The following is a 12920-nucleotide window of genomic DNA, read 5'->3' as shown; positions in this document are numbered from 1 at the left end:
TTGAAGAAACTTATCATTATCAAAACTAGCGATTATTATGGAGATAACTGGGGTTTGACTAGTCATGGCTTAGTATAAATAACTTCGTAGTTAATAGTTAATTCGCGGTCTCTATCAAGGCCATCTAAGATAGTAGCAGTAAGATTGAGAACCAAGATGATTGGGGAGAATGCAACTAAATAGATCAAGGTTAGTCGGTAGTGGTTTTTAAGATAGAGGCGAACAGGTAGGGTGGTTATTATGTATGATAAGACTTGGAAAATTCCACCATGACTCCTTAGGTGGTCAATTTTAAATCCTACTGATTTTCCTAAATGCTCTAATCCGAATGAAGTAAATCTATAATAATCGTACGGTGCCATATGGATTTGGTAAAGGAAATTGGTAGTAAGAAATAGTTTACCATTGGGTTTTAGCATGCGATTGAATTCTTTAAAAGCCAACTGGGGGTCAGTTAAGTGCTCAATTACCTGTGTGCAAATAACATAATCCAAGCTTGAGCTTTTTACTTTGGGTAGACCCTTTTCTATATTTCCTATTATATCTATGGTCTTGTTTTCGTTTTGTTTAATATCGTTAGTTAGGTATCTGGTTTTTTTGAAATACTTGTGGTAGGGGCTATGGCCAGATCCAATATCCAATAGAATAGTATCGGGTTTGTCATATTGTTTAGCTACTTGAGCCACAAAATTTTCGATCTGAAAATAGAACCTCATAAAGAGATATTTTACGATTAAGGATGGATTGGTAACTAGATTATTCATGACTACTTAGTTAGATGAATTTCCCAGAAATTACTCAAAGGCCTTAAGATAGCTGGAACTGATTCAAGATATATATAGATGGGACCTCCGTGTAAACCAAGTACCACGGGTTTGATCGTATAGTGTTTAAACTTGGACTTATGAATCAGGTTTATTAGATCCTTCTCTATGTACTCTCTTTCATGTTCCCAGTAAGGAAATTTTCTCTTTCCCGTGAAGAGCTCAATAATTGTTCTAGTTAAGCGCTTGCGGTTGGGAGTATTTATTATGGCTACGCCATCTTTTTTTAGAACAGAATATAACTCATTTAGCGCAAGTAGATCGTCTGGAACGTGTTCGATTACATGGGTGCTCACGGCAATATCTATGCTGTTTGTTTTAATGAGAGAAGATAATTTTTGCCAGTCTCCAGTTATGTATTTAACGTTGCTAAAGTTTAAAGGTGTGCGTTTGGGGGAAAGCTCAACTCCTATTAGTGATTTACAGTGCATTGCAAGCTGTTTTGTATTAGAAGTATTTGATGCTCCGATTTCAAGGACTGTCATATTAGGTTTTACTATTGATTTGTATTTTTTAAATACAGAATGCCAATCATAGATAAATAAATTTGGGACAATACAGCTTTTCATAATTTTGGATTTTGCTGAACTTGGTTAATAATCTGTAGACGTTGTGGATTGTTTTTGGCAAGAGTTATTGCGCGGGCTAGAGCTGAAGTGGCTTTATTAGTGTCTATTTTGCTATATACAACGTATAACAATAAATATTCATTAAAAGGATCAGGATTAATTTCTGTTGCTTTAACAAGATAATCTATAGCAGGTTCAAATTGTTGTAAAGATAGGGCAATCCGGCCTAAGTTTGTGTATGACTGATATAACGTTGGACTATAAGATAAAGCCTCTTTAAATAATTCAGACGCTTTAGTTGCTTCTCCTATCTGCATATATACATTTGCCAAGTTATGAGTTGCATCTGCGTAACGTGGACGAATTTTGCGGGCGTTTTCAAATGCTTGTATTGAGTTTTTTGTATCTCCGTGTCTGCCGTAATAATCTCCCATATTGTTCCAGGCATATGCGCTATCTGGTGAGATTTTTACTGTTGCAGGCCAGAGAGTGTCTTGACTATGCCATTGTAGATTTCTTCTTATGGTTAGAATTGCAAGCAAAGGTATTAATACTATAAAAGTCCATTGATAAAAGCTATCTTTATTAATTGACAGTTTATCTATAATAATGTAGATCGTTGCGGATATGCTTATGAAAAAACCAATTGATCCAAGGTGTACATATCTTTCTGCTACCACCCAGGCGATGTTGATGGGTAATAGAGTTAGAGCTAATGAAGATATAAAGAAGATCAGACCAAATGGTATTAAGGCAACTAGAGGTCTTTGTTTTTTAAGAGCATAGTAAGAGGATGCAATAATTATTGCCAGGGTTATGATTGTGACAATAACTGCCAATGCATATTCCCATTGTGGAAAACTATTAAACTCATGATAAAGAGTTAAATTAAATGGTATGAGTATAAGTTTAATGTATGAGTAGATTGCTATGGGAATCTGGACTAATGGATCGAAAGCAACTGATTCACCTGTGTATCCAGAATTGACGTTTCCTAAGCGGGCGCTAACGTCTGAAATACGTGATAGTGTATAAATTCCAGAAATGATAAATGCGGGAATAGTGCTAAATATATTAATTTTAGTGAATGGTCGAATAAAGAAGACCAGCATTGCTATTAGTATTGCCGGATATATGACCGCTTTTTCTGAAGAAGATAGAGATAATATTAAAAAGATGTTTGCACAGATTAAATATTTAAGCTTATTGGAAGTATTTTTTATAGCTTTAAATGCTACTAAGTAAAAAGTTAGTGAAATAATAAATAGCAATGTATATGTGGCATACGATAAGCCAGAGATCCAGGCAATAACCTCTGTCTCAATTGGATGTATCGCAAATAAAAGAGTAGTTAATCTGGTAACCCAGAGAGTTTTGGATAGTTTATGTATAAATACATAAACAGCTACAACTGCCATAAGATGAAAGATTGTATTAGACAAATGAAACCAGAATGGTTTAACTCCGAAAATATTGAGAATAGTGGAGTTGTAGATATTGTTTATGTTTAAAGTTTTGAGTTGGAGGAAGAAGTCGCTTATATTTGGATTGTATTGGATACCAGCAATATCATCAGATAAAAATTCTCCACTCCAGCTAAATGCATAGACAACTGTAGTTAATATTAAGAGAAAATATATAAATTGAGGGTCAAGAGCAAATATCCTTTTTAGATACTTCATTCCCCTATTTTATACTATTTATGGTATTGTTTAAGAGTGAAGAGGTTTATAGGTAAGCCTAATGTTTTAGTTTTATCTCTAACGCTTATTGGTTCACTTTTATTTAATGTATTTCTGTTGAAAAATCTCCAGAAGGTAGATAGTTCAAAAAAGATCTTTGAGGTTATCCAGGTGATGGATGGGGATTCGGTGATGGTGACAGGTAATTTCCAGTTAAGGCTGGGTGGGGTGGAAGCTCCAGAAAAAGATAACTGTTATGCGGAAGAGTCTAAAGGATTTTTAGAAGACTTGGTACTGAATAAGGAGGTGGAGATTGAGACTTTTACAGAGGATGCCTATAACAGACCAGTAGGGTACCTATATTTAGATGGTGAGCTAGTGAATCAGAAATTGCTAGAAAGTGGATATGCTCGGTATGGGAGTCGTGGGGCTGGGAGACACAAGGAAGTTTTGCTTAAAGTGGCGCATGAGGCGGAGGCAGAAAGTAGGGGCTTGTATGGAGAGTGTACGAGTATGACGCCAAAAAATAAGAACTGTGCTATTAAGGGGAATATTAATAGGGATACAAAAGTAAGAGATTATCATTTGCCAGAATGCAGGCACTACAATTTAACGATTGTGCAGGAAGATCGAGGTGAAGGCTGGTTTTGTAGTGAGGAAGAGGCAATAAAAGCAGGCTACAAAAAATCCCCCACCTGCTAGAAAATGGAAAATGGGGTCAGCCACCTTTTTTCTAGGGAATAACTGTTGTAATTGCAGGGTTTGACCCTATAATCGTCAAGACGATTTCGTTTTTTGGTTAGCAATCAATCAGGACTTGGTACGGATAAATTTCCCGATGAAAGTTTTTGGACTCCTCAGAATAAATTAATGGATATTTTTGAGGATAATAATATTGTATTTGAAAAAACATATTTTTGTCCCCACTTTAGAGAAGATAACTGTAATTGTATGAAGCCTGAAACTCGTCTTATTGATGACTTTCTTGAAAAAAATAGAGTGGATCTTAAGCAATCCTATACTATTGGAGATAGAGAATCAGATGTTGAGTTGGCAAAAAATATTGGGTGTAAGAGTATTGCTTATTCTGATAAACCCAATCTAAATGCAGTCTTTAGTTCTAATCACTGGAACAAGATTGCTGATCTTATATTGCAGGGTTTGACCCTGTGATAACAACCTGCTTCTTGAAGTTAGAGGTTTTTTAGGGTGTTGATGTTTTGTTTATTAGGGCCTTCTCTGTTTTCTCCGGGGGTTTCAATTATAAAAGGGATGTCTTTTAATAGAGGGTGGTTAATGATGTTTTTGAATCCTAGAAGAGTAATGTTTCCTTTACCAATATTCTCATGTTTATCTCTGCCACCGCCTAATACAGTGTCGGTATCGTTTAGATGCATGACTTTTAGCCTCTTTACTTCGATTGTTCGAATAATCGAAGTGATCGTGGTTGGATTGCTTAGATCGTAGCCAGCTGAGTATAAATGGGCGCTGTCTAGGCAAAACCCGAGATGAGGATTACCAACTGCTTTGCTGATATATTCTAAGTCTTCAAGTTTGCTCCCTATTTTATTATTTTCACCAGCTGCATTTTCTAATAATAGTGGCGTTTTATATTTTATTGCTAAAATATTTTTTATTGCTGCAACTACTTTGTTTAATCCATCGGAATGTGATTGGCCTTTGTGACTGCCAATGTGAAAAATGACACCACTGGCATTGATTTTGTCTCCAAATTCCAGTTCATCTTGCAGTATCTTTATAGATTTAGCTCTTGTTTGAGGGTTGATACTGGCAAGATTAATTAAATAGGTTGCATGTATAAATATAGGGCTTAAGCTTTGCTTGTCTATGGCTTGATTAAACTCAGTAATAGCATTTTCAGAGTGGTTGGGTCCATACCAGTTTCTAGGTGGGGATGAAAAGATCTGCATACAGTTTCCCCCAATTGCTTGTGTTTTGTCTACTGTATTCAATAATCCACCAGCAACGGATACATGACCTCCCAGTTTCATGTGGTTATTATACACGTTGCTAGTTGGGTTTGACGTGAACCTAGACCGATGGTAAAATTACCCCTACGTTATGAGGTTGTTTAACCCATAAGCATACTAATACCTCGGCAGTAAGTGAAGGTCAGCGACCTTACCGAGGTCGCTTTTTTTGTGATTATGATAAAAGGATTGATTGGAAGAAAATTAGATCAGACAGAGTTTTTTACCGAACAGGGTAAGCGACTTGTGGTAACTCGTATTAATACGGGCCCATGCTTTGTCTTGCAGCTTAAGACTGTTGATAAAGATGGATATGATGCCGTTCAAATTGGGTTTGAAGCATACCGTAAAAACAAAGACCCAAAAACTAAGACAGGAGTAGCAAAAAAAGCGGGGTTAACAGAAACACCCCGTTTTTTAATGGAAATCGAAAGTAGTGATAATGAGCTTAAATTGGGTGAAAAAATTATAGTTGATCAGGTTTTTGAAATTGGAGACACCGTAAAAATTACAGGTACTACCAAAGGTAAAGGATTTCAGGGAGTAATTAAGCGTTGGGGGTTTAAGGGTGATTCTCGTACACATGGTACGAAACATACAGAAAGAGCACCTGGATCTATAGGTTCATCAGCGACTCCATCACGTGTCTTAAAAGGTAAAAAAATGAGCGGACGTATGGGTGGAGTGCAACAAACTGTTGGACGATTAAAAGTAGTTGCGGTTGATGCAGAGCAAAATATACTAACAGTTGCGGGTGTAGTCCCTGGTCCCAAAAAAGGTTTGTTAAAAATAGTTAAATGAAAGCTAATATAATATTAGCCAAAGGAACCAAGAAAGAAGCAAAAATAGATCTTCCTAAGGAGATTTTTGGTCAAGAAGTGAATGAAAATTTGCTTCGCCAAGCTGTAAGGGTGTATCTTTTTAATCAGCGCCAAGGCAATGTGAAGGTTAAGACTAGGTCGGAAGTTAGTGGTTCGAGGATTAAAATATGGCGTCAAAAGGGAACCGGGCGAGCTCGCCATGGAGATCGTTATTCAAACATTTTTGTCGGTGGTGGAGTAACACATGGACCAACCCAGCGCGACTGGTCTCGTCTGATGCCAAAAAAAATGAAGAGAAAAGCCTTAATTTGTGCACTTTCAGCGCAATTTGCTGCAAAGCAGATATTTGTAGTTGAGGGGCTGGATAAGCTTAATTCTAAGACTAAAGAATATGCTGGTGTTATGACAAAAAAACTTGGAGTTGAACTTGGTAAAGATAAAGCTTTGTTTATTACAGGAAAAGGCGAGAAAAATTTACAGCTTGGAATGAGAAATTTGTCCAATGTTGAGCTTAAGACACCTAACTTAATCAATACCTATGAGGTTTTGTATTATGACAAGTTATTTTTTACACCTGATGGATTAACAGAGTTGAAAGATTTAATTTCTAAATAACTTATGAGAGCACGAGATATTATTAAAAAAGCGGTGATTACAGAAAAAACATTGCAAGATGCTTCTAAGGCTAATGTGTATACATTCCTGGTAGATACACAAGCAAATAAAAATCAAATAAAAGTTGCTATTGAAGAGCAGTTTGAGGTAACTGTTATAGATATTAAAACCATTACAATTCAAGGTAAGACAAAACGTAAGGGTCAGATGCGTAGAAATACTGTTAAAACAAGCCCACGAAAAAAAGCCTTATTAAAACTTAAAGAAGGAGATAAGATCGAGTTATTTGAGATTGGTGGTTAATAATATGGAGATAACAAAACATAAACCAGAAAAAAGCTTAACAAAGTCACTGCAGTATCGCGCAGGTCGCGATAACAAGGGTCACGTGGCTATTCGTCATCGCGGTGGTAGACATAAGCGTCTATATAGAGAGCTGGACTTTAAACGGGACAAATATGGAATTGCTGGTAAAATAGCAGCAATTGAGTATGATCCAAATCGTGCGTCAAGGATTGCCCTAATCTATTACGAAGATGGTGAAAAGAGGTATATCTTAGCTCCAGCAGGGATTGAAGTGGGATCAGTTGTACAGTCTGGTCCAGATGCAGAGATAAAAAATGGAAATGCTTTGCCATTGAAGAATATACCAATTGGAAAAGAAGTGCATAATGTTGAACTTGCACCAGGTCAAGGAGCAAAATTGGTTCGAGGAGCGGGTGGTGCAGCTTTAATTGCTGCACACGAGAAGAAATATATTAAGTTGAAGTTGCCTTCAGGAGAGTTAAGACTTGTGCATGAAGATTGTTATGCGACTATTGGACAGGTGTCTAGAGAAGAGTTTAAGAATGAAACGTTAGGCAAAGCAGGACGAAAGCGCTGGTTAGGGATTCGTCCAACTGTGCGTGGAGTTGCTCAGCATCCTGGGTCCCATCCACATGGAGGTGGAGAAGGACGCTCAGGTATAGGAATGCCGTCGCCTAAATCGCCATGGGGTAAAAAGACGTTAGGTAAAAAAACTAGGAACCCTAATAAACATAGCCGGAAATTTATAGTTGTTGATCGTAGAAAAAAATAATGTCAAGAAGTAGTAAAAAAGGTCCATACATAAATGAGAAACTCCTTAAGAAGGCGTTAGCTCTAAAAGAAACGGGTAAAGATGCTCAAATTAAAACTTGGGCTCGTAATTGCCAAATTCCACCTGAATTTGTAGGAATGAAATTTGGTGTTCATAATGGACACAAGTTTGTTGAAGTATTTATATCTGAAGATATGGTGGGTCATCGACTTGGAGAATTTTCTCCAACTCGTACGTTTAGGGGACACGGAAAAGTTACAAAACGAGTATTAGAAAAGACTTAATTTATATGGAATACAAAGCAGAGATTAAATATATAAAAATTGGTCCTCGTAAAATGCGAGAGGTTGCTGATGTTGTGCGTGGTAAGTTGGTAGATGAAGCTTTATCTAATCTAGATTATCTTAAAAAAAATGCAGCTAAGTATCTAGCAAAATCGCTGCGAAGTGCAGTTGCAGGTGCAGTTAAAACTCACTCCGCTCAAGAAAATTTACTTGTTGTGAAGCTTTTAGAGATTAATAAAGGGCCAGACTCAAAGCGCTGGCGCCCTGTTAGTCGTGGAATGTCGCATCCTTATGTTAAAAGAAGCAGCCATATTAAGATTGTTTTATCAGAAAAGCCAAAGCCAAAACCAAAACCTGTCAAATTAATAAAAAAAGTTAAAAAGGTGGTCACAATATAGTTATGGGAAGAAAAGTACATCCAAAAGCATTTCGAATGGGTGAAAAGTTCACTTGGTCGTCTCGTTGGTTTGCGGACAAGAGGAAATATAAAGATTTCTTGATTCAAGACGTCAAGTTACGTTCTGCTCTTATGGAAAAACTGGCTAATGCAGGTATTGCAGAGGTAGTTATTGAGCGTTCAATTAGCACTGTTAAAGTAGTGATCTATGTTGCTCGACCGGGAGTGGCAATTGGTAGAGGTGGGCAAAATCTAGAAATAATTAAAAAATACATAATGAGCTTTTTTGAAGAAGGAGCAGCGAGCGCTAAAATAGAGATTCAGGTTGAACCTGTATCTGCGCCAAGCTTGAATGCTCATCTAGTTGGAAAAAATATTGCTGAGCAGATAGAGAGACGTATACCTCATAGACGAGCAGTCTATCGTGCAATTGAACAGGTTATGGGAGCTGGGGCAAAAGGAGTTCAGATTATGTTATCTGGCAGAATTCGGGGTGCAGAAATTGCACGAGTGGAGAAATATAAAGAAGGAAGTGTTCCGATGTCTACTATACGTGAAGAGATAGATTTTGCGGTGGTTCCAGCTTTGACAAAATCTGGTTATGTAGGAATAAAGGTTTGGATTTGTCGAAAGTCATAAATTAATATAAACACATGATATTACAACCTAAAAGATTAAAATATAGAAAGCAGTTTCGTGGAACAATGCGAGGAAATGCAACACGTGGAACAGAAGTTAGCTTTGGTGATTTTGGACTTCAGTCGTTGGGTCGCGCATGGATAACTAGTCATCAAATTGAAGCTGCTCGTGTTGCGATGACAAGGTATACAAAGCGTGGAGGAAGAGTTTGGATAAGGATTTTTCCAGATAAGCCTATTTCAAGTAAACCATCTGAGGCATCAATGGGTAGTGGTAAGGGTGAAGTTGTGGGATACGTATGCGTGGTTAAGCCAGGAAGAATGCTTTATGAATTAGGTGGTGTACCTGAGGGGGAAGCATTAGAGGCGTTGCGTCGTGCGGCGGCCAAACTTCCTATTAAAACTAGAATTGTTAAACGAGGCGAAGATATAATATGAAATCTAAACAATTAAAAGATAATAGGGCAAAAAAAGTTGTCGAACTAGACAACATGGTTGTTGACTTGCAAAAAGATATTCTTGATCTAAAATTGCAGTTTACCATGGGTAAGCTGAAAAATACTCAAGAGATGAAATTAAAGAGGCGCAATATTGCTCAATTAAAAACAATAAAGCGCGAAAAGGAGCTTAATAAAAATGCCTAAACGATTAACAGGAGAAATTGTATCTATTAAAGGGTCTCTAACTGCGATTGTTGATGTGGAGCGAAAGTTTGCACACCCTTTATATAAGAAAATTATAAAACGCAACAAACGTTATATAGTTCATAATGAGTTAAATGAGCTTAGCGTAGGTGATCAAGTAATAATTGAAGAAACTAGGCCGATTAGTAAGACCAAAAAGTTTAAAGTGGTGAGTAAAATTGAGAATTAAATAAAATGGTTCAATTACAGACAAAATTAAAAGTAACAGATAATTCAGGTGCAAAAGGGTTAATGGTTGTCCAAGTTCTTGGTAAACGACGTAAAGATGGCAAGATAGGAGACATTGTAATAGCTAGCGTTACTAAAGCTGACCCGTTAGGTGCAGTAAAAGATCACACAATAGTTAAGGCAGTTGTTGTACGTACAAGAAAAGAGCAAAGTCGTAGCGATGGGAGTCACATTCGTTTTAGTGATAATGCAGCGGTAGTTTTAGAAAATGTCCAGAATAAGACCATCATTGGTACGCGTGTATTTGGCCCAGTTGCTCGCGAACTTAGAGAACTAGGATTTGATCGCATTATTAGTTTAGCTAAAGAAGTTTATTAATTAGTAATATGAGATTAAGAGTTAACGATACAGTGGTGGTTCTTCTAGGTAAAGATAAAGGTCGAGAAGAAAAAATAGAGAAACTAATACCTAAAAAAGGCAAAATAATTGTAAAAGGAATTAATATGTTCAAAAAACATATTAAAAAGACACAAGATAATGAAGGAGGAATCATAGATATTACTAAACCAATTGATGTGTCAAAAGTTGCTTTAAAATGTCCTGAGTGTGGTAAAAGCACGCGAGTTGGTTACACAGTAATCAAGAATAAAAAACAAAGAATTTGTCGTAAATGTAAAAAATTGATTAAATAATGGATCTAAAAACATACTATCAGCAAACAGTAACATCAGAATTAGCTAAAGAGCTGAAGATAGTTAATTTATTGGCTATCCCAAAACTCTCAAAAATTGTTATTAATGTTGGGGTTGGTGAAGCCTTGACTAATAAAAAAGCACTAGATATAGTTGCTGGGCATCTTACTTTAATTACAGGTCAAAAGCCGTTAATTACTAAGGCAACACGTGCAATTTCGGGATTTAAGCTAAGAGCAGGTCGAGATATTGGTGTAAAAGTAACTCTTAGAAATAAACGAATGTATGATTTTTTTAAGAGGCTAACGGATATTGTGCTTCCAAGGCTTCGAGATTTTAGAGGAATTGATCCTTCGGCATTTGATAAGCAAGGAAATATATCTATTGGTTTTAGTGAATATTCGTTGTTTCCAGAAATGGACAATGTAGAGGCGTCTGATTATCGAGGGCTACAGGTAACCATAGTAACTTCTACAAAGTCTGATGAGCATGCTAGAGAATTGTTGATAAAATTAGGTTTCCCTTTTACAAAAGAAAAATAAAATGGCAAAAACATCAGATATAGAAAAATTTAAACATAAACAAAAGTATAGTTCACGCGACGTAAATCGCTGTGAGTTGTGCGGTAGAAGTCGGGCGTATATGCGTAAATTTGGTACATGTAGATTGTGTTTTAAAGAGTTAGCAAGGAAAGGAGAGATACCTGGAGTCAAAAAGGCATCATGGTAAAAAAATAAATATGTCACATACAGATCCAATCGCAGACATGTTAATTCGCATTAAAAATGCGTACATGGCTAATCATGCTAAATTAACAGTTGGTTATTCTCGTATAAAGGAGGATATTGCAGTTGTATTAAAACAAGAAGGGTATCTACGGGATGCTAAAGTTGAGGGTGAGGGAGTAAAAAAGCAGCTAGTTCTTTCGCTTATGTATGTTGATGGCCAACGGGCATTTACAGATGTACGTCGGTTGAGTAAGCCGGGTTTACGGAAATATTCGAGCAAGTCAGCTTTGCCTACTGTATTATCGGGTGTTGGTCAGGCATTAGTGTCAACGTCTAAAGGCGTGATGAGCGTAAGAGCCGCCAAGAAAGAAAACTTAGGTGGAGAATTAATTTGTGAAATTTGGTAAATATTATGAGCAAAATAGGAAGTCAACCAGTAAAAGTGCCAGAAGGAGTAGAGGTTAAAATTAACATTACCGATGTTAATGTAAAAGGTAAAAACGGTGAATTAACCGTGCAACTTCATCCTAGTCTGAAATTAGAACAAAAAGATGGTATGGTGACAATCGAACGGAAAGGTGACTATAAACAGGCTAAGTCAATGCATGGAACAGTTCGAAGCTTATTACAAAATGCAGTTATAGGGGTTTCTAATGGATTTACCAGGGAACTTGAGATGGTGGGAGTTGGTTATCGGAGTAAAATTGAAGGTAAAAACTTGGTATTAACAGTTGGGTTTTCTCATCTTGTTAAAATAGAGCCAAAAGAAGGCATAAAGTTTGAGGTGGAAAATAACACCATGATTAAGGTATCTGGTCATGATAGGCAGCTAGTTGGAGAGATGGCAGCGCTTATTCGCAAAGTTCGTCCACCTGAGCCATACAAAGGAAAAGGAATTAGATATAAAGGTGAAGTTGTGAGAAAGAAACAAGGTAAGGCTGCTAAAGCAGCAGGAGAGTAATGTAAAATGAAAAGAATAATAGGAGACAAAAAGAGACCACGGATGTCCGTGTACAGATCAAATAAGCATATTTATGTGCAGGTTATAGATGATGTGCAATCAAAAACTCTGGCATCTGCTAATAGCTTACAGATCAAGAGCAAAAAAGCTGAAAGTGGTTCAGATATAGCATTTTTAGTTGGAGAGAAAGTGGCGATTGACGCGAAGAAAAAAGGTGTAAAACAGGTAAAGTTTGATCGAAGTAAATATAAATATCATGGCCGTGTAAAACAACTTGCGGAAGCTGCACGCAAAGGTGGACTAGACTTTTAATATACAAATATGAAATATATGAGAGAAAATAGTGAATTTGAAGAAAAGGTAATACAGATAAAACGTACCTCTAAAAAAACTACTGGCGGAAGCGCGATTTCTTTTTCGGCTTTTTGTGTAGTTGGAGATAAAAAAGGCAAGGTTGGAGTGGCATTAGGCAAGGCGTCGGATGTTGCATCGGCAATTCGTAAAGGAATGAAAAGAGCAAAGAAAAATATGATAACTGTTTCGATGAAAGGTTCAACGATTCCGCATGTAGTTGAGATAAAAAAAGGTGCAGCATTGGTGCTATTAAAACCTGCTCCAGATGGAACAGGGGTTCGAGCAGGAGGAGCAGTGCGTGCGGTAGTTGAGGCAGCTGGAATTCAGAATATCGTTTCTAAAATACTCGGAACAAGGAATAAAATAAGCAATGCAACTGCAGTTATTGAAGGATTGAAGAAACTTAAATAAACT

The 12920-nt window shown here is 36.9% G+C and carries 24 protein-coding genes; 20 read left to right on the top strand and 4 right to left on the bottom strand.

Annotated features, from left to right (window positions below):
* Positions 1-62 precede the first annotated feature (62 nt).
* Genes CO050_05100 through CO050_05090 form a run of 3 tightly spaced genes read right to left on the bottom strand, consistent with a single transcriptional unit; the run spans position 63 to position 3075 of the window.
* Positions 63-764, bottom strand: coding sequence for a hypothetical protein (locus tag CO050_05100; GenBank protein ID PJC30914.1), 702 nt, complete (start codon positions 762-764; stop codon positions 63-65).
* A 2-nt stretch (positions 765-766) separates the two neighbouring features.
* A complete protein-coding gene (locus CO050_05095) occupies positions 767-1393 on the bottom strand; it encodes a hypothetical protein (GenBank protein PJC30913.1) in 627 nt (208 codons plus the stop codon).
* On the bottom strand, positions 1390-3075 hold the full coding sequence (locus tag CO050_05090) for a hypothetical protein (protein ID PJC30912.1): 1686 nt from the start codon (positions 3073-3075) through the stop codon (positions 1390-1392). The genes CO050_05095 and CO050_05090 overlap by 4 nt, the downstream gene beginning before the upstream one ends.
* 36 nt (positions 3076-3111) lie before the next feature.
* On the opposite strand from CO050_05090, the gene CO050_05085 reads away from it, so the two are divergent.
* The gene (locus CO050_05085) at positions 3112-3777 is read left to right on the top strand and encodes a hypothetical protein (GenBank protein ID PJC30911.1); all 666 of its coding nucleotides are present in this window, start codon (positions 3112-3114) and stop codon (positions 3775-3777) included.
* 93 nt (positions 3778-3870) lie between these two features.
* Positions 3871-4248 carry a hypothetical protein gene (locus CO050_05080; protein PJC30910.1) on the top strand — a complete coding sequence of 126 codons (378 nt, stop codon included), beginning with the start codon at positions 3871-3873 and terminating at the stop codon, positions 4246-4248.
* A 20-nt stretch (positions 4249-4268) separates the two neighbouring features.
* Here CO050_05080 and CO050_05075 read toward each other — a convergent pair whose 3' ends face one another.
* Positions 4269-5087 (bottom strand): endonuclease, encoded by an 819-nt coding sequence (locus CO050_05075; protein ID PJC30909.1) that lies wholly within the window; start codon positions 5085-5087, stop codon positions 4269-4271.
* A 156-nt stretch (positions 5088-5243) separates the two neighbouring features.
* Here CO050_05075 and CO050_05070 point away from each other — a divergent pair, with 156 nt between their 5' ends.
* From CO050_05070 to CO050_04985, 18 genes are read left to right on the top strand one after another with little or no spacing between them, the layout of a single operon-like run.
* The gene (locus tag CO050_05070; protein ID PJC30908.1) at positions 5244-5867 is read left to right on the top strand and encodes a 50S ribosomal protein L3; all 624 of its coding nucleotides are present in this window, start codon (positions 5244-5246) and stop codon (positions 5865-5867) included.
* Entirely contained in the window at positions 5864-6502 is a 639-nt protein-coding gene (locus CO050_05065; GenBank protein PJC30907.1) for a 50S ribosomal protein L4, read from the top strand. Before CO050_05070 ends, CO050_05065 begins: the two co-directional genes overlap by 4 nt.
* A 3-nt stretch (positions 6503-6505) precedes the next feature.
* The gene (locus CO050_05060; protein PJC30906.1) at positions 6506-6805 is read left to right on the top strand and encodes a 50S ribosomal protein L23; all 300 of its coding nucleotides are present in this window, start codon (positions 6506-6508) and stop codon (positions 6803-6805) included.
* A 4-nt stretch (positions 6806-6809) separates the two neighbouring features.
* Positions 6810-7580, top strand: a complete 771-nt coding sequence (rplB, locus tag CO050_05055; GenBank protein PJC30905.1) for a 50S ribosomal protein L2 — start codon at positions 6810-6812, stop codon at positions 7578-7580.
* Positions 7580-7864, top strand: coding sequence for a 30S ribosomal protein S19 (locus tag CO050_05050; GenBank protein PJC30904.1), 285 nt, complete (start codon positions 7580-7582; stop codon positions 7862-7864). The genes rplB and CO050_05050 overlap by 1 nt, the downstream gene beginning before the upstream one ends.
* Before the next feature lie 5 nt (positions 7865-7869).
* Complete coding sequence (locus tag CO050_05045) at positions 7870-8262, top strand: 50S ribosomal protein L22 (GenBank protein PJC30903.1); 393 nt, start codon at positions 7870-7872, stop codon at positions 8260-8262.
* Positions 8263-8264: 2 nt separating this feature from the next.
* Positions 8265-8900 carry a 30S ribosomal protein S3 gene (locus CO050_05040; GenBank protein PJC30902.1) on the top strand — a complete coding sequence of 212 codons (636 nt, stop codon included), beginning with the start codon at positions 8265-8267 and terminating at the stop codon, positions 8898-8900.
* A 17-nt stretch (positions 8901-8917) separates the two neighbouring features.
* Positions 8918-9337 carry a 50S ribosomal protein L16 gene (locus tag CO050_05035; protein ID PJC30917.1) on the top strand — a complete coding sequence of 140 codons (420 nt, stop codon included), beginning with the start codon at positions 8918-8920 and terminating at the stop codon, positions 9335-9337.
* Complete coding sequence (gene rpmC, locus CO050_05030) at positions 9334-9543, top strand: 50S ribosomal protein L29 (GenBank protein ID PJC30901.1); 210 nt, start codon at positions 9334-9336, stop codon at positions 9541-9543. The genes CO050_05035 and rpmC overlap by 4 nt, the downstream gene beginning before the upstream one ends.
* Positions 9536-9772 carry a 30S ribosomal protein S17 gene (rpsQ, locus tag CO050_05025; GenBank protein PJC30900.1) on the top strand — a complete coding sequence of 79 codons (237 nt, stop codon included), beginning with the start codon at positions 9536-9538 and terminating at the stop codon, positions 9770-9772. Before rpmC ends, rpsQ begins: the two co-directional genes overlap by 8 nt.
* A gap of 5 nt (positions 9773-9777) precedes the next feature.
* Entirely contained in the window at positions 9778-10149 is a 372-nt protein-coding gene (locus tag CO050_05020; protein PJC30899.1) for a 50S ribosomal protein L14, read from the top strand.
* A gap of 8 nt (positions 10150-10157) precedes the next feature.
* Complete coding sequence (rplX, locus tag CO050_05015) at positions 10158-10463, top strand: 50S ribosomal protein L24 (GenBank protein ID PJC30898.1); 306 nt, start codon at positions 10158-10160, stop codon at positions 10461-10463.
* Positions 10463-11005: a 50S ribosomal protein L5 gene (locus CO050_05010; protein ID PJC30897.1), complete on the top strand. Its 543-nt coding sequence runs from the start codon at positions 10463-10465 to the stop codon at positions 11003-11005. Before rplX ends, CO050_05010 begins: the two co-directional genes overlap by 1 nt.
* Before the next feature lies 1 nt (position 11006).
* The gene (locus CO050_05005) at positions 11007-11192 is read left to right on the top strand and encodes a type Z 30S ribosomal protein S14 (GenBank protein ID PJC30896.1); all 186 of its coding nucleotides are present in this window, start codon (positions 11007-11009) and stop codon (positions 11190-11192) included.
* A gap of 10 nt (positions 11193-11202) precedes the next feature.
* The gene (locus CO050_05000) at positions 11203-11598 is read left to right on the top strand and encodes a 30S ribosomal protein S8 (protein ID PJC30895.1); all 396 of its coding nucleotides are present in this window, start codon (positions 11203-11205) and stop codon (positions 11596-11598) included.
* A 5-nt stretch (positions 11599-11603) separates the two neighbouring features.
* Positions 11604-12152, top strand: a complete 549-nt coding sequence (locus tag CO050_04995; protein ID PJC30894.1) for a 50S ribosomal protein L6 — start codon at positions 11604-11606, stop codon at positions 12150-12152.
* A 6-nt stretch (positions 12153-12158) separates the two neighbouring features.
* Positions 12159-12464, top strand: coding sequence for a 50S ribosomal protein L18 (locus tag CO050_04990; protein PJC30893.1), 306 nt, complete (start codon positions 12159-12161; stop codon positions 12462-12464).
* Between the two features lie 18 nt (positions 12465-12482).
* Positions 12483-12917 carry a 30S ribosomal protein S5 gene (locus tag CO050_04985; GenBank protein ID PJC30916.1) on the top strand — a complete coding sequence of 145 codons (435 nt, stop codon included), beginning with the start codon at positions 12483-12485 and terminating at the stop codon, positions 12915-12917.
* The last annotated feature ends 3 nt before the right edge of the window (positions 12918-12920 follow it).

The sequence above is a fragment of the Candidatus Roizmanbacteria bacterium CG_4_9_14_0_2_um_filter_38_17 genome (genome assembly GCA_002788855.1).
Taxonomy (GTDB): domain Bacteria; phylum Patescibacteriota; class Microgenomatia.
This window is presented reverse-complemented; position numbering and strand designations above follow the sequence as displayed.